The sequence below is a fragment of the Stenotrophomonas sp. a6 genome, from assembly GCF_030913325.1.
Taxonomy (GTDB): Bacteria; Pseudomonadota; Gammaproteobacteria; order Xanthomonadales; family Xanthomonadaceae; genus Stenotrophomonas; species Stenotrophomonas maltophilia.
This window is the reverse complement of the sequence record NZ_CP133161.1, coordinates 4,335,786-4,350,779: the sequence shown is the minus strand read 5'-3', so window position 1 is coordinate 4,350,779 and position 14,994 is coordinate 4,335,786. Positions and strand designations below refer to the sequence as shown.

Here is a 14,994-nt window from a genome sequence, read left to right as displayed (position 1 = left end):
TACTTTACCGCAGGGCCCGCCCGAAGCTGCGGACAGGCCCTGGCCGGCTCAGCGCTTGCGGTTGGAATGGCGTGGCGGCGGGGTGTCGTCTGATGCCGCGTCATCGGCCGCCTTCTGCAGCGCGCGGCCCAGATCGATCAGTTCCCAGTTCTGGGTGCCGAGCACGTCGCAGGCCACGTGCAGGCCACTGCGGTCGGCCTTGCACAGCCGGTCCAGCAGTGCATGTGCATCCACCTCGGCATCGTTGCCCTGGGCCGTGACCAGGTTCTCGCAGCCCTCGCGGACGCCGGCGCGGCAGACCGTGGTGAAGTGCTCGGCGGCCTGCAGCCAGTGCCCGGACAGCGCAAGGCGGTTGCCGAGCATGTTGCAGCCCTGCAGCTTGCCCTGCGCGCAGCAGGCTTCCGCCCCGCCGGTAGCGAGCGCCTGCGGGCAATCCTGGGGTAGCGGCAGCACGGTGTACTGCTTCGGTACACTGCAGCGGCCCGGGCCATCGCCAGTCGGGGTGAACACCTGGAAGCGGGTCCAGGTATCCAGGCCCAGCAGTTGGCCGCCAGGCAGCGGACGCAGCACGAAGTCGCCGCCCCTGTCGTGGCGGATGCGGATGTCGCCCTCTTCGACGCGGGCGCGGAGATGACTGTTCCAGCCAACGCCGACCAGGCCGTTGTCACCGAAGTCCAGCGTGTCCATCAGACCGCCATCGGCCCGGTAGTTGCCGCAGGGCAGGGCCGTTGCCGGTTGCGGTTGCAATGATGCGCCCAGCGCCTGCAACGCCGGCAGACGCTCGCAGGTGGCGGTGTCGTTGCCCGGTGTACAGGCCGCAGCCAGCGCCTGCACCGCCAGCAGGGGATCTCCCGCGTCCCAGGACAGTTCGGCCACCCGCTCGCAGAAGCCGCCATGCGCTACCTCGCGGCACAGCCGCAACAACTGTTGCCGCCGCTCAGCCGGAATGATCACCGGCACGGTCGGCGCCGTCATCGTCACCATGGCTTCGGTCATGGCTGCCGTCATCGCGGCCTTGACCAGCTGCGCCTGCACTGCGGGGTCGGCCTCGAGCGCGGCGGCACATGCCGGGGTTTCCTGTTCGAAGCCACCGTTGTCACAGGCAGCGGGGAGCTTGATACCGGACAGGGCGGCGTCGAGGGCCGCCTTCTGCTGGACAGGATCGGCTTCGACGACAGGTTTAGCCTCCTCATGCCAACGATCAGCCAGTTGCAGGCACATGCCGGGCACGCCTTCCCGGCACCCTGCTTCCAGCGCGGCCGGAGTGGCTTCGTGACGGTTGTCCAGGCAGGCCACGGCATTGGCCAGGCAGCTGCCTTCAGCCGGTGTGGCTGCGGCGGCGCACTGTTCGGGGGCCAGCAGGATGTAGGTCGTGCCATCCACCTCGACCGTGCCGCCACGGTCGCGCACCTGCAGCGCGCTGGGCAGGCCATGTTCCAGGTTCACCAGTTGCAGCTTTCCGTCGATCTGCTGGAACGCGACCGGAGACGGCGCACTGCCGAAGTGCTTCTGCTCGCCACGGTTGGGTGAGCTGATGCGCAGCGTGCTGCTGCCTTCGTCGGCCTTGAACAGGCCGCATTGTGGTGACTGTGCGGCGGCCATCGGTGCGGCCAGCAGCAACGCCCAGGCCAGCCAGCGCTGGCGCGGTGCGGGTGAATGCATGTCGTCTCCTTGACGATCGAACGGGAAACTCCAGGCGCTACGGCGAACCAGGGCCCTCGCGCGGGGGCGTACATTCTGCCGTGCCGGGCACGGGCTGGTAACGCTGGTAGGCGGTCTGCGCATCCATGCCGAGCAGATCGCCGTTGCCGAGCTGGCGCAGCACAAGGGTTTCGCCGTTCTGCTGCATGTGGATGGCGCCGTTCTGCAGGCGGGCCCGGGTGCCATCGCCGAAGTCGAGCCTGTCGATCACGCCTCCATCGGCCTGGTAGCGGCCGCAGGGCACCTGCTGGGCCGGGACGAGGCGCAGGTCGGCGCCGGGACCGCGCAGCGGTGCGATGCGTTCGCAGGCGCTGGCGCGGCCGGCATCGCAGACCACCTGCAGCGCCTGCACCGCCAATGCGGGCTCCAGCGCGATCAGCTGCTGTGCGGCTACTTCGACGCAGAAGCGGCCACCACGTTGCTGCAGGCACAACTGCTGCAGGCGATCGCGTGCAGCGGCCGGAAGCGGTGAATCCGGCATGTCTTCGTCTTCCTGTTGCAGGCGTTCACCGACCTTCTGCATGGCGGCGGCCAGCGCATCGCCGGTCAGCGTCTCGCAGGCCTGCGGGTCATGGCCGGGCGTGTGTTCGCGGCAGATGGGCGGGCGTTCGAAGCGCGCGGGGCTGGTGTCATCGCTGCCGGCTACGGTTGTTCCATCGCGAAGCTGGCGCAGCAGCGCCGAGCAGCCCGCGCCAACGCCTTCGCTGCACGCACGCTGGGCCTGGCCGGGTGAGGCCGTGGGCAGCCGTGCAACGCAGTGGCTGCCGGCGGCGCGGCAGCTGCCGTCCATCGCGCTGGGCTCGCTGGCGCAGGCGCGGGGCTGGCGCAGGATGTAGAGCACCACCCCGTCGTGCTCGATGCGCTGCCCATCGGCGCTGATCCGGATCGGCTGCGCCACGCCATCGTCGAGCATGACCAACCGCGTCTGTGCCGCACCGCGATCAACCCACAGCGGCTGCGGCTCGCTGCCATCATCGTGGTGGTAGCCGCTGCCGGGACTGGTGAACACCAGCGCCATGCCGCCATCGGCGCTGCGGTATTCGCCACATTGCAGCGCGTCGGCGCTGGCAGGCAGCGCAGTCAACAGCAGCAATGCGGGGAGAAGGGTCGGCAAGCGCAAGCGACGGTCCTTGTCGTGCGGGAAAGGGGGGGGCTCAGTGGAAGCGCGAGCGGAGGTCCGGCCGCAACAGGCGCCAGGCCAGCCAGCCCTGCAGGCCGAGGAGCACCAATGACATGGCCACCACGGTCAGCGTGATCAACCAGCGTTTCAGATGGAGTTCCTGCTGCAGGACGGCGTCGTCGGAGAGAAACGGGATGACGTCACGCATGAACACGTCCAACCAGCCGGCGATCGCAAAGTTGGCCAATGCGCTCAGCAGCAGGATCACCACAAAGCTCCACAGGCCCCAGCTGCGCTCGCGCAGCAGGCCCCAGCTGGCCAGCGTCGAGGCCAGGCACAGCAGCGCGGCAATCATCGACGCGGCCACCGGATGCGCCAAAAGCCAGGTCAGGCTGTGCAGGTGCTGGTCTTGTACTTCCCTCTCAACCAGATGCCAGATCGGAAGGTTGCGCAGCGGCCACAGCAGCAGCCCCTGCATCACGAAGTACACCGTGAGCAGCAGCGACAGCCAGAACGAAGCGTGTGCGATCGGGCGCACCCAGGCGTGATAGGTCGGCTGGACCAGCGAGGGAATCGGCGGGATCGACATTGACATCCGGTGTCCTTGCAATCGGTGCCCGCGCGATCAGCGGGCCGTCACCCGGGTGGCGACGGCCGGCAGGATATGGTGTTCGCTCAACGGTGCCAAGGGCTGGCCATGCGGCGGCTGCAGCGGCACCCAGGCCAGTTCGGCGATCTCGGCACATGCCTGTGGCGTGCCGTCCACCCGCACCCACCAGGCCTGTGCCTGCACGCGATGGCCGGGCTCGTTCACCGCCCAATCCTCGAAGGTGCCCAGCGCGATGGCGGTATCGGCGCACAACTGCACACCGAGTTCTTCGTCCAGTTCGCGGGCCAGCGCCTGCAGCGGCGCTTCGCCGGGTTCGGGCTTGCCGCCCGGTTGGATGAAGCGGCTGGCGCCGTGCTTGCGCACCACCAGCGCCCGGCCGCGGTCATCCAGGATGACCGCGGCCACGATGTGGATCGTGGCCGCGGCGTTGCTCACTTCAGGTTCTGCTCGAACAGCTTGAGGATGCGCTTGTACTGGTCCAGCCAGGAATCGGCGCGCACATAGCCGTGGCGCTCCAGCGGGTACGGTGCGATCGACCAGTTGTCCTTGTGCAGTTCGATCAGGCGCTGGGTGAGGTTCACCGAGTCCTGGAAGAACACGTTGTCATCCATCATGCCGTGGGCGATCAGCAGGTTGTCCTGCAGGTTCTGCGCGTATTCGATCGGCGAGGACACGCGGTACGCCTCCGGATCGATGTCCGGGGTATTGAGGATGTTGCTGGTATAGCCGTGGTTGTACTGGTGCCAATCCACCACCGGGCGCAGCGCGGCGCCGGCCTTGAACGTGCCCGGCGAGCGGAACAGGGCCATGAAGGTCATGAAGCCGCCGTAGGAACCACCGTAGATGCCGGCATGGTCGCGGTCACCCTGCTGGGTGTCGACCAGCCAGTCCAGGCCGTCCTTGTAGTCTTCCAGTTCCGGGTGGCCCATGTTGCGGTAGATCGCCGTACGCCAGTCGCGGCCGTAGCCCTCGCTGCCGCGGTAATCCATGTCCAGCACGATGTAGCCCTTCTGCACCAGCAGGTTGTGGAACATCTGCTCGCGGAAGTAGGCCGGGTAGCGCTGGTGCACGTTCTGCAGGTAGCCGGCGCCGTGCACGAACATCACGATCGGGTACTTCTTCCCCGGTTCCTTGTTTTCCGGCTCGTAGTACTTGGCCCAGACCACGCCGGCACCGTGCTTGGACGGCACTGCCACCAGCTTCGGCTGGATCCACTGGCGTGCCTTGTAGTCGGCGGTACGGGTGTCGGTCAGTACGCGCGCCTGGCCACCGGCACTGGGCAGCACGGCCAGCTGCGCCGGCAGGTAGGCGCCGGAGTAGCGCACCAGCAGCTGCTGGCCGTCCGGCGACAGCGAGAAGTCTTCCACGCCGTTGAGGCTGGTCAGCTCGCGCACCTGGCGGCTGCCGGTATCGACCGCGCAGACTTCGTAGTCATGCGGCGCCTGCTGGTTGCACAGGAAGTAGAAACCCTTGCCATCGGCCGACAGCACCGGCGCCGAGGTTTCCCACTTGCCGCTGGTCAGCGCCTGCGGCTTGGCCGTACCGGACTGGGTATACAGGTGCGAGAAGCCCGATTCCTCCGACAGCAGCCACAGCGTGCGGCCATCGGCCATCCAGCCGAAATCATTGAAGCCCCAGTTGATCCAGGCGTTGTCGGTCAGGCGATGGCGGTTCTGCACGCGGCCGTCGGCAGCGTTGACGCTGATGATCCAGCGGTCCTTGTTGTCGTTGGCACGCAGCATCACCGCGGCCTGCTGGCCATCGGGGCTCCAGCGGATGCCACCGCCCATGAAGTCGCTCATCACCTGCAGGCTGCGCTCGCCCTTCAGCGCGTCCTTGCCGGCCTTGCGGCGCAGCTCGGCCAGCGGATCGGTGCTGATGCCCGGCAGGCCGGCCAGCGAAACCTTCTCGGCCTTGCCGGTGCGCACGTCCACGTACCACAGCGTGTGCGGCTCGAAGCCGTTACGGCCGACGCGGGTGCGGGTGTCCTCGGTTTCCTCGTAGCCCGACTCGGTCACGTACAGCGGCATCTTGCCGCCACGGCCGTCATCGAAGTCCTTCGGCTTGGTCACCACGACCAGGTGGGTCAGGTCAGGCGACAGCACGCTGTCGGCGATCTCCACGTCGGCGCCCAGGTACACCGGGCCCGGCGCGCGGGTCGGGTCGGCCTGGCGCCAGCGCTGGTCCTGGTCCTTCAGTGCTTCGCGCTGGTCACGGTCGCGGCGAAGGGTTTCCAGCGTGCGCAGCTGCTGGTCGCGCAGCACGTCGGCCTTCGGCGGTGTACGCGGATCCTTTTCGGCCTTCAGGCTGGCCACCTGCTGCACGCCGCTGGCGGCGGTCCAGTGGAACCAGTTCTGGCCGACGCGCCAGATCACGCCATTGTCGGCGGCGAAGTTCACGTTGCCCGCGCGCTCGTTGCTGCGGGTCAGCTGCGTCAGCGCGCCGCTGCGCAGGTCGCGCACGAACACGTCGCCATTGCGCACGAAGGCACTGCGGCTGCGGCTGCGGTCGTAGACCGGCTCGGCCACGTCCAGGGTGCCGCGCTGGTCATCGGCCACCTGCGCGGCCACGCCACCGGCCACCGGCTGGCGGAAGGTATCGCGCACCGGGCTGCCGTTGCGCTTGAGCTGGTACTCCACCTGCTGGCTGTTCCACGACCACCAGGCCTTCTCGACCGGCGGACCGATCCAGTCCGGGTCGGCCATGGCCTGTTCGATGGTGATCGGCGTCGGCGCGGCATGCGCGGCCGGTGCGGCCAGCACGGCCGACAGCAGGAGGGACAGGGGCAGCACTCGGGACATGGGCGGACGGCACCAGTAGAGGAAAACCGGCCAAGCGTAGCAGCCGCAAGGGCCGGGGGCAGGGGCCACAGGTCATGGCAGCGGGATTGGCAAAGTAGTGCAACCGCTGGCCGGCCTCGCGCATCCATTCTCCTGAACCCGCATCATCCACCGAACAGGAGCCCGACCATGCAGGAACTGATCCCGATCACCCTCTTCATCTGCATCGCCTACGCGATCCACGCCATTGCCGATGCCCGCGCGCGCAGCAAGCTGGTGGCCCCGCACGTGCCCGAGGAAGTGATCCGCTCGCTGGCCGTGCTGGAAGAAGAGCGCCGCCGCCAGGGCGCGCTGCGCTGGGGCATCAGCCTGGTCTGCCTGGCGCTGGCCATGGCCCTGCTGGAAGCGATGGGTGCCCGTGACCTGACCTTCGGCGCCGCCGCCGCACTGGTCGGCAGTGCCGGCCTGGGCCAGCTGCTGGCCTGGCACTTCACCCGTCCTGCTGCGCGCAAGGGCTGAGGCAGGCGTGCCACGGGCACAGGGGGCGCCCCGTAGATGAGCCTGCTCGACGAAGCACTGTCGGCGCTGCGGGGCCGTCGCCGCCACGATGCAGTATCGGCGGCACCGCCCGCCGAGCCGCTCGACGCGGACCAGGCCCTGGTGCGGGCCATCATCGATGGCTCGCAGTCGGCCTTCGCGCAACTGGTTGAAACCCACCAGCGCACCTGCGCGCAAGTGATCGGGCGCATGGTCGGCGACCGCGACCAAGTGCCCGATCTGCTGCAGGAGACCTTCCTGGCAGTGTTCCGCCAGCTGCACCGGTTTCGTTTTGAATCCTCGCTGCGCACCTGGGTTTCCCGGGTCGCTTACACCACGGCGCTGCAGCACCTGCGCCGGCGGCGGCTGGAGGCGCAATGGATGGTGGCGGTGGAGGTGCCGGAGGAACTGGGTGTCGGCGATGAAGGCCCGGGCCCGGTTGAGTTGAGCGAGGCGCTGCAGGTAGGGCGCCAGCTCGGCGCGGCGCTGGAACGGCTGAGTGCACCGCAGCGCCTGATCGTCGGCCTGCACTACCTGGAGGATTTCGATCTGGCCGAAATCGAGCAGGTGACCGGACTGGCACGCGGTACCATCAAGAGCCACCTGCACCGCGCGCGCCAGGTCCTGAAGCAGGAACTGACGCGGCATGCCACTGCCGGAGAACTGCTGTGAACCCATCGACCGACCCTCGTGATGCGGAAGAGCGCGCGCTGGCGCAGGCGTTGCGTGAGCAGGTGCAGCGGGAAGAAACGCCGGATGTGAGTGACGCGCTGCAGAAGCGCATTGCCGCTGAGTCACGCGACAGTGGCGTGGGCTATGTGGTGGTGCAGGTGCTGTTGTTTGGCGCACTGCTGGCTGCAGCGGCCTGGTACTTCTGGGTCTAGAAGAACATTGACGCCCGCAACTGCTTTGGGACGCTTCTTCCTCCAACTTCCGATCAGATATCCAAGCGTCGGGCGTTGTCTCCACGTCGGCAGTTGGTCTTTCCCGTCAGACTCCGTCACGTCGGCCTCGTCATCAGTGGCAGTCGCTCTATCCAGGGTCCGCGAGCTACGTGTGTTTCCTGAGGAAAGTTGCAAACTCCATGCCTCCGCTTGAGTCGGAGTTTCACAATCAGAGACTCTCAACCATCAGCTTCCACGGGTATGGAGTGAGAATCACATGGACAGGTGCGCCAGTAATCCAACGCCGGATGCAATTGGATGATGCTCTACTACATCCAGCTTTCGCTTGCCCGATTCAAGCAACGGATCGGCACTCATCTGGCAATCGCTCTCATGCTGGGTGCGGGGGTGGGGATCACGACCGTGATGCTCTCCATTGTTCTCCAGGCATCGTCGGATCCCGCGCCGGGCCGGAGCTCCGCATTGTTCCGCCCGTACCTTGATGCGCGTCCAGATGCTCTGCGCAGTGGTTCCCCGGATCCGGGACAGGCACTGACCTGGCCGGATGCGAAGGCGCTTCTGGGCCAGGGGAGGTCGTGGAAGCAGGCCGCCATGGCGGGCGGGGCGGTGACGCTCTCCCGGCCGGGAGCCGCCAGCGCAAGGCTGCGTGCGAGGTTCGCAACGTCCGAAGTGTTCAGTGTTCTTGGCATTGCTGTTGTTGAAGGGCGCGCATGGACCGCCGAGGAGGGGCATGCTGCGAGTCGTATAGTGGTCCTGTCGCGTGCGCTCGCCGAGCGCGAGTGTGCGCAGGACTGTGTTGGTCATCGGTTGGAACTGGGCAGGCGCACCTACACTGTTGTGGGTGTCGCGGAGGACTGGCATCCGGTGCCGATGTTTCAGGGAGATCTCACACGGCGGCCGTTTGTGGAACCTGACGAGATCTACCTGCCGGTTGAGACCGCAATCGCGGACAGGCTGACTGTTGTGGACGGGACGGCGATCTGGGGGGGTGACCAGGACACGGACCCTGCAGGAGCCAACGTGTCATGGCTTCAATTGTGGGCGTGGCTGCCCACCGCGGATGATGTCGCCGCCTACCGGGCGAATCTGGATGCCTATGCACAGACAAAGGGCCTTCGGATCGAACCAGGCACCCAGCAGGTGGCACTCTGGCCGTTGATGGAGTGGCTGGATAGGCTGGGATTGGTTCCGGAGCGGGCCAGGATGCAGCTTCGGCTGTCACTGATCCTTCTCGGTGTGTGCATCGTCAACGCGGCGGCGCTGCTGAGCTTCAGTCTGGGGCGCCGTCGGCGGGAGCTCGCGATACGACGTGCACTGGGAGCGCGACGTCGGGACGTGTTCATCCAGCTCATGTGGGAATCCATCGCGGCGGGAGCCGCAAGCAGTGTGCTCGCTGTCGTCACCTACACGCTGGGAATCCGGGTGGTTGCTGCGGGAGACGTTCTGCCCAGCGCGATAACGGCGATGCATGCTGGGGCAATGCTGATGGCCGCTGGCCTGGGAGTCGTCACGACGTTGCTCTGTTCATTGGTCCCGTCGTTTGAAATCTGCAGGGTCAGCTCCCTGTCGAGTGCCTTCGCGAAGGGGGCTGCCTGAAATGTTCGAATCGATGAGGGAGACCCGACGACATTTGGGAAGCGCCGCACTGCTTGCAGTGCAGGCAGCGCTTGCAAGCCTGGCATGTGCGTTCGCACTGCAATCTGCGCTGGACAGCTTCGCCAGATTGAACGCCGGGAGCATCCGGGAGGCAGCATCGATTGGTGTGGTCAGAGTCTCTGATGTCGAAGAAGGCGCGGATGAAGCAGTGCTGCGGACAGACCTGTCTGCAGCACTGCTGCCCGGTGTTCAGGACACGGTTGTGAGCGACGCTGTTCCGTTCGGGGGAAGAGCCCATCGATACGGCGTATGCACCAGTGAGTCGGCCATGGTGCATTCGATGAACGCGGGCACGGCAGACGTTGCTGGATGTGATCGCGTTCCCGTTGTAACTGCAAGCTCTGGCTTGCTGGCGATGCTGGGCGCGGGAATCGTCCTGGGGCGCGATGCCACGGAGGACGACACGATTGAAGGCGCTCCGGTGGTGCTGATCAGTGAATCGCTGGCTGCCCATCTGTTCGGAACGGGGAATGCTGTTGGCCGCCACCTGTATTTCGGCCCCGGCAGCAGCCGGGTCATCGTGGGCGTATTTGCGTCTGTTGCTGGACCGGCGCCAGGCGGCAATGAGCGGGACTCGCAGTGGGTGCTGCTCCCGGGCCTTCCCATGGGCGCCAGTCGCTATTATCTGGCGAAGTGGAAGTCGGAGGTTGATCGTTCATCGCTTGATCGCACCGCCGATGCGCTGCAGCGGCCTTATCGGATCATGCATCCAGCCGGTGTCGAGACGCTGGCGGGTTATCGCGACGCCTACGTCAAAGCTGATCGCTTCGCTACGACCGTGCTCGCGGTCATGACCGCCGTTGTTCTCGGTGTGCTGATGGCCGGCGTTTCTGGAGTTGTGGGCGCGTGGCTTGATCAGCGCCGGCACTCCATTGGGGTTCGACGGACATTGGGTGCTCGCGGATCCGTGATCTTTGCCGAAATCATGTTCGAGGTTTCACTGTTCACCACGCTGGGCACCCTGCTCGGCGCGTTGTCGTTGCAGTGGGTAGGGTCGCCGCAGGACGGGATCACCGGTTCACCGTGGTTCTCGATATCGAGCGCTGTCGTGCTGGTGATGGCGGCCTGCTTGACTGCACTGGTACCCCGGGCCCTGCGAATCGCCAAGGAGCCGCCTTTGACCCTGCTGAAGCCCCTGTAGCCCATTCATCCTGTCACCCAGCTTCACCTGCGACAAAGTGAAGCAGCGCGTCACCCGGTCGCATCCCGTCTTAACGAAATCCTCCTAAAGTGGTCCGGTATCCCACCGGTCACAGGCAGGAGGCGTCCCTTGGACGCGTTGTTGTTGTCCCGGATCCAGTTCGGATTCGTCATCAGTTTCCATGTGCTGTTCCCCGCCTTCACCATTGGCACGGCCAGCTGGCTGGCCTTCATCGAATGGCGCTGGCTGCGCACGAAGTTGCCCGTGTGGCGCGAGCTGTATTTCTTCTGGCAGAAGATCTTCGCGGTGTCGTTCGGCATGGGCGTGGTCAGCGGCATCGTCATGGCCTTCCAGTTCGGAACCAACTGGCCACGGCTGAGCGAGGTGGCCGGCACGGTCATCGGCCCGCTGCTGACCTACGAAGTGCTGACCGCGTTCTTCCTGGAAGCCAGCTTCCTCGGCGTGATGATGTTCGGCTGGGGCCGCGTCTCGCCGCGCCTGCATTTCCTGTCCACCTGCATGGTGGCGCTGGGCACGCTGTTCTCCACGTTCTGGATCCTGTCGTCCAACAGCTGGCTGCATACGCCGGCCGGCTACGAGATGGTCAACGGCGTGGTGCATCCGGTGGACTGGTGGCAGGTGGTGTTCAATCCTTCGTTCCCGTACCGGCTGGCGCACATGGCGCTGGGTTCGTTCATCACCACCTGTTTCGTGATCGGTGGCGTCGGCGCGTGGTACCTGCGCAAGGGCACGCACGTGGAAGCGGGCCGGCGCATGCTGGTGGCAGCGGTGGCGTTCGCGGCACTGACCGTGCCGGTGCAGATTTTCGTCGGCGACATGCATGGCCTGAACACGCTCAAGCACCAGCCGATGAAGATTGCGGCGATGGAAGCGCACTGGCATGAAACCAAGGAGGGCGAGGGCGTACCACTGGTGGTGTTCGCGCTGCCGAACGAGAAGGAAGAGCGCAATGATTTCGAAGTTGCCATCCCGAAGCTGGGCAGCGTGATCCTCACCCACAGCCTGGACGGCACCTTCGACCCGCTCACTTCGGTACCGTCCAGCGAGCGGCCGCCGGTGACGCCGGTGTTCTTCGCCTTCCGGATCATGGTCGGGCTGGGCACGCTGATGCTGCTGCTGGCCTGGGTGTCGGCTTTCCAGTTGTGGCGCAGGAAGCTGCTGGATTCGCCGTGGCTGCTGCGCGGCTGGAACTGGATGCTGCCCAGCGGCTTCATCGCGCTGCTGTCCGGGTGGTTCGTCACCGAGATGGGCCGCCAGCCGTGGGTGGTGTATGGCGTGCTGCGCACCGCTGATGCGGTCGGCCCGCAGAGCGCGTGGATGACCGCGCTGTCGCTGGCGGTCTACGTCGTTGGCTACGCCTTCGTGTTCGGCTGGGGCATCTGGTACCTGGTGAAGATCCTGCGCCACGGACCGCGTCCGCACGATGATGGGCCGTCGCTGGACCACGGCAGCCACACCCCGGCACGCCCGCTGTCGGCGGCCGACGAACCGCTGGAGGAGCGCTGACATGGACCTGATGACCTGGCTGCCGGTGGCGTGGTTCGCGGTGATCGGCTTCGGCGTGCTGATGTATGTGGTGCTGGACGGTTTCGTGCTCGGCATCGGCATCCTCGCCCCGTTCGCCGAGGACGAGGAACAGCTGGACCTGATGATGAACACCGCCGCGCCGATCTGGGACGGCAACGAGACCTGGCTGGTACTGGGCGGCGCCGGGCTGCTGGCGGCGTTCCCGAAGGCCTATGCGGTGTTGTTGTCGGCGCTGTACCTGCCGGTGTTGTTGCTGGTGGTGGCGCTGGTGTTCCGCGGGGTGGCCTTCGAGTTCCGCTTCAAGGCGCATCGATCGCGCCGGCTGTGGAGCGTGGCGTTCGGCCTCGGTTCGCTGCTGGCGACCTTTGCCCAGGGCGTGATCCTGGGCACCCTGGTGCAGGGCATCCCGCTGGTGGACGGCGTCTATCAGGGCGGACCGTTCGCCTGGTTCAGCCCGTTCGCGATGCTGACCGGTGCCGCGCTGGTGGCCGGCTATGCGCTGCTGGGCAGCACCTGGCTGATCCTGAAGACCGAAGGCCGCGTGCAGGCGCTGGCACGGCAGATGACCCGGCCGCTGGTGGTGGCGGTGATCGCAGCGATGGGCCTGGTCAGCAGCTGGCTGCCGTTCCTCGATTCGCGGCTGATGGCCCGCTGGTTCAGCGACGGCAACTTCTGGTGGCTGTCGCCGGTGCCGCTGTTGACCCTGGCGGTGGCCGCCGCGCTGTGGCGCAGTGCGACCCATCCGCGCCGCGACCTGCCGCCGTTCCTGCTCAGCCTGGCGCTGTTCGTGCTTGGTTTCCTTGGCCTGGTGCTGGGCATGTGGCCGTACCTGCTGCCGCCGTCGATGACCCTGTGGCAGGCAGCCGCGCCGGCCTCCTCGCTGGGCTTCACCCTGGTCGGGCTGGTCATTCTGCTGCCGGTCATCCTGGGCTATACGGCGTGGTCGTACCGGGTGTTCCGCGGCAAGGTGCACGCCGACACCGGTTACCACTGATGGGTTGATGGCGGGGCCCGCCGGTGCCGGGCCCCGTGTTGGGGAATGTGAAACCTGCACACCCCGGGCGGGACGTGCTAGCGTGCGCTCCTTTCCGGCAGCCAGGGGGGCAGCCGGCGACGTCCTGGACGGACGCACGGCTGCAGGAATGGGGGGCCGCCGCGCGTCGCCGTAATGGCTCGTGCCTATCGTTCTCCCGTTGAAGCACCAACGCTAAATGATTGAATTCTCCATCGTCGACTGGGCCGCGTGGGCGCCCGGCCTGAGCGAGCGTAGCCAGTGGCTGGGCTGGGCCGAAGCGCCGTACCTGCCGCACGGCGGGGATACGCCGGCACTGGCAGAGGTTCCGGCAATGCAACGCCGTCGCATCGAGCGGTTGGGCCGCATGGCGATCCAGACCGCGTGCTGGTGCGAGGACGGGCAGGGGGCCGACAGCGACGTGCCGCTGGTGTTCGCCAGCCGCCATGGCGACGTCGCACGTTCGATGGACCTGCTGGGGGCGCTGGTCGGCGACCAGCCGTTGTCGCCCACCGGATTTGGCCTGTCGGTGCACAACGCGATCGCCGCGCTGTATTCAATCGCCCGCGGCCATCGCGGCAACTACCTGGCATTGGCGGCTGGCCAGGCAACGGTCGAAGCCGCGTGCCTGGAGGCCGTCGGCCTGCTGGCCGATGGCGCCCGCGAGGTGCGGGTGGTGGTCTACGAGTCGCCGCTCCCGGAGGTTTACGCGACGTTCGCCGACGAACCCGACCCGTTCTTCGCCTGGTGCTGGCGTTTGACCGCGCCAGCAGAGGACCGGCCGACGCTGGCGCTGCAGTGGCAGCCGGCCGACGGCCAGGCCAGCACTGTGCCCGGCCTGCTGCCGCACGCGCTGGACCTGCATCGCTTCCTGTTGTCCGGCGCGCCAGCGCTGGAGCACGTGGCCCATGGCCAGCGCTGGCGCTGGGGCCGCCGTGAGTGAGCTGCCGCGCCGCCTCGACCACGCCTGGCGGGTGTTTGGCACCGGCCTGAGCTTTGTTGCGTTTGGCCTGGGCGGGCTGCTGCTCGGCGTCCTGGTGATGCCGGTACTGCTGCTGATGCGGGACCCGGTGGCCCGTCGCCGGCGCGCCCGGCGCGTGGTCCAGGTCGCGTTCGCCAGCCATCTGCGGCTGATGCGCGGGCTGGGGGTGATGACCTACGAGATCGAGGGCGGTGAACGCCTGCAGCGTGACGGCCTGCTGGTGCTGGCCAACCACCCGACCCTGATCGACGTGGTCTGCCTGATCTCGCTGCTTCCCAACGCCGACTGCGTGGTCAAGCGGGCCGTGGCCTGCAACCCGTTCATGCGCGGTCCGGTACGGGCCGCCGGCTACATCTCCAATGACGATGGCGCCGGCCTGGTCGATGACTGCGTGGCCGCGGTGCATGCCGGCGGCACCCTGGTCATCTTCCCGGAGGGCACCCGCAGCGTGCCCGGGCAGCCGCCGCGCCTGCAGCGCGGGGCCGCCAACATCGCCGTACGGGGCCGCATCGACGTCACCCCGGTGCGGATCACCTGCAGCCCGCCAACCCTGACCAAGGGACAGAAGTGGTATCGTGTCCCCTCACGTCGCTTTCACGTTCGGCTGCAGATCGGCGAAGATATCCCGATCGCGCCTTTCTTGGCCGAAGACGACTCGCCAAGGGGGGATGCCTTGGCGGCACGCCGCGTTACCGAGCACCTTTCTCGTTATTTCGACCTGTCTGGAGAGCCGCCCCGTGCAAGCACTTGAGCACGAGATCAAGGAATTGATCATTTCCTCCCTTTCGCTGGAGGACATCACGCCGGAGGACATCGATCCGACCGCGCCGCTGTTCGTCGAGGGCCTCGGCCTGGATTCGATCGACGCGCTGGAGCTGGGCCTGGCGCTGCAGAAGAAGTACGGTGTCAGCCTCTCGGCCGATTCGGAAGAAACCCGTCGCCATTTCTCCAGCGTGCGCGCGCTCGGCGAGTTCGTCGCCGCCCGCCAGTCGTAACGGCGCC

Annotated in this window: 15 protein-coding genes; 10 read left to right on the top strand and 5 right to left on the bottom strand. The window is 66.9% G+C overall.

Annotated elements, in window-relative coordinates; all coding sequences use genetic code 11:
* Positions 1-48 precede the first annotated feature (48 nt).
* The 5 genes from Q9Q79_RS19910 to Q9Q79_RS19890 are packed head-to-tail and all read right to left on the bottom strand — an operon-like array spanning position 49 to position 6,232.
* Positions 49-1,662, bottom strand: a complete 1,614-nt coding sequence (locus Q9Q79_RS19910; RefSeq protein WP_201861931.1) for a hypothetical protein — start codon at positions 1,660-1,662, stop codon at positions 49-51.
* Positions 1,663-1,699: 37 nt separating this feature from the next.
* Positions 1,700-2,821 (bottom strand): hypothetical protein, encoded by a 1,122-nt coding sequence (locus tag Q9Q79_RS19905; RefSeq protein WP_012481611.1) that lies wholly within the window; start codon positions 2,819-2,821, stop codon positions 1,700-1,702.
* A gap of 34 nt (positions 2,822-2,855) precedes the next feature.
* The gene (locus Q9Q79_RS19900) at positions 2,856-3,416 is read right to left on the bottom strand and encodes a hypothetical protein (protein WP_111197056.1); all 561 of its coding nucleotides are present in this window, start codon (positions 3,414-3,416) and stop codon (positions 2,856-2,858) included.
* A gap of 30 nt (positions 3,417-3,446) precedes the next feature.
* Positions 3,447-3,866 carry an NUDIX domain-containing protein gene (locus tag Q9Q79_RS19895; RefSeq protein WP_012481609.1) on the bottom strand — a complete coding sequence of 140 codons (420 nt, stop codon included), beginning with the start codon at positions 3,864-3,866 and terminating at the stop codon, positions 3,447-3,449.
* Positions 3,863-6,232, bottom strand: coding sequence for a S9 family peptidase (locus Q9Q79_RS19890; protein WP_099562692.1), 2,370 nt, complete (start codon positions 6,230-6,232; stop codon positions 3,863-3,865). Before Q9Q79_RS19890 ends, Q9Q79_RS19895 begins: the two co-directional genes overlap by 4 nt.
* 168 nt (positions 6,233-6,400) lie before the next feature.
* Here Q9Q79_RS19890 and Q9Q79_RS19885 point away from each other — a divergent pair, with 168 nt between their 5' ends.
* The 10 genes from Q9Q79_RS19885 to Q9Q79_RS19840 all read left to right on the top strand — a co-directional run bounded on the left by Q9Q79_RS19885 (position 6,401) and on the right by Q9Q79_RS19840 (position 14,987).
* Positions 6,401-6,730 carry a hypothetical protein gene (locus tag Q9Q79_RS19885; protein WP_005411618.1) on the top strand — a complete coding sequence of 110 codons (330 nt, stop codon included), beginning with the start codon at positions 6,401-6,403 and terminating at the stop codon, positions 6,728-6,730.
* Between the two features lie 36 nt (positions 6,731-6,766).
* Positions 6,767-7,420 (top strand): sigma-70 family RNA polymerase sigma factor, encoded by a 654-nt coding sequence (locus Q9Q79_RS19880; protein WP_201861929.1) that lies wholly within the window; start codon positions 6,767-6,769, stop codon positions 7,418-7,420.
* The gene (locus Q9Q79_RS19875; protein WP_012481606.1) at positions 7,417-7,632 is read left to right on the top strand and encodes a hypothetical protein; all 216 of its coding nucleotides are present in this window, start codon (positions 7,417-7,419) and stop codon (positions 7,630-7,632) included. The genes Q9Q79_RS19880 and Q9Q79_RS19875 overlap by 4 nt, the downstream gene beginning before the upstream one ends.
* Before the next feature lie 321 nt (positions 7,633-7,953).
* Positions 7,954-9,249 (top strand): ABC transporter permease, encoded by a 1,296-nt coding sequence (locus Q9Q79_RS19870; protein WP_012481605.1) that lies wholly within the window; start codon positions 7,954-7,956, stop codon positions 9,247-9,249.
* A gap of 1 nt (position 9,250) precedes the next feature.
* Positions 9,251-10,450 (top strand): ABC transporter permease, encoded by a 1,200-nt coding sequence (locus tag Q9Q79_RS19865; RefSeq protein WP_201861927.1) that lies wholly within the window; start codon positions 9,251-9,253, stop codon positions 10,448-10,450.
* 129 nt (positions 10,451-10,579) lie between these two features.
* On the top strand, positions 10,580-11,977 hold the full coding sequence (locus Q9Q79_RS19860) for a cytochrome ubiquinol oxidase subunit I (protein ID WP_012481603.1): 1,398 nt from the start codon (positions 10,580-10,582) through the stop codon (positions 11,975-11,977).
* Position 11,978: 1 nt separating this feature from the next.
* Positions 11,979-12,992, top strand: a complete 1,014-nt coding sequence (cydB, locus tag Q9Q79_RS19855; RefSeq protein ID WP_005414876.1) for a cytochrome d ubiquinol oxidase subunit II — start codon at positions 11,979-11,981, stop codon at positions 12,990-12,992.
* 217 nt (positions 12,993-13,209) lie between these two features.
* Positions 13,210-13,953 (top strand): beta-ketoacyl synthase chain length factor, encoded by a 744-nt coding sequence (locus Q9Q79_RS19850; RefSeq protein ID WP_012481602.1) that lies wholly within the window; start codon positions 13,210-13,212, stop codon positions 13,951-13,953.
* A complete protein-coding gene (locus Q9Q79_RS19845) occupies positions 13,946-14,743 on the top strand; it encodes a lysophospholipid acyltransferase family protein (protein WP_005414875.1) in 798 nt (265 codons plus the stop codon). The genes Q9Q79_RS19850 and Q9Q79_RS19845 overlap by 8 nt, the downstream gene beginning before the upstream one ends.
* On the top strand, positions 14,730-14,987 hold the full coding sequence (locus Q9Q79_RS19840) for a phosphopantetheine-binding protein (RefSeq protein ID WP_005411610.1): 258 nt from the start codon (positions 14,730-14,732) through the stop codon (positions 14,985-14,987). Before Q9Q79_RS19845 ends, Q9Q79_RS19840 begins: the two co-directional genes overlap by 14 nt.
* Positions 14,988-14,994: the final 7 nt, after the last annotated feature.

Coding starts and splice junctions, on each gene's coding strand:
- Q9Q79_RS19880 (WP_201861929.1), top strand. CDS start 6,767: ATGAGCCTGCTCGACGAAGCACTGTCGGCGCTGCGGGGCCGTCGCCGC.
- cydB (WP_005414876.1), top strand. CDS start 11,979: ATGGACCTGATGACCTGGCTGCCGGTGGCGTGGTTCGCGGTGATCGGC.
- Q9Q79_RS19910 (WP_201861931.1), bottom strand. CDS start 1,662: ATGCATTCACCCGCACCGCGCCAGCGCTGGCTGGCCTGGGCGTTGCTG.
- Q9Q79_RS19885 (WP_005411618.1), top strand. CDS start 6,401: ATGCAGGAACTGATCCCGATCACCCTCTTCATCTGCATCGCCTACGCG.
- Q9Q79_RS19900 (WP_111197056.1), bottom strand. CDS start 3,416: ATGTCAATGTCGATCCCGCCGATTCCCTCGCTGGTCCAGCCGACCTAT.
- Q9Q79_RS19890 (WP_099562692.1), bottom strand. CDS start 6,232: ATGTCCCGAGTGCTGCCCCTGTCCCTCCTGCTGTCGGCCGTGCTGGCC.
- Q9Q79_RS19850 (WP_012481602.1), top strand. CDS start 13,210: ATGATTGAATTCTCCATCGTCGACTGGGCCGCGTGGGCGCCCGGCCTG.
- Q9Q79_RS19865 (WP_201861927.1), top strand. CDS start 9,251: ATGTTCGAATCGATGAGGGAGACCCGACGACATTTGGGAAGCGCCGCA.
- Q9Q79_RS19870 (WP_012481605.1), top strand. CDS start 7,954: ATGCTCTACTACATCCAGCTTTCGCTTGCCCGATTCAAGCAACGGATC.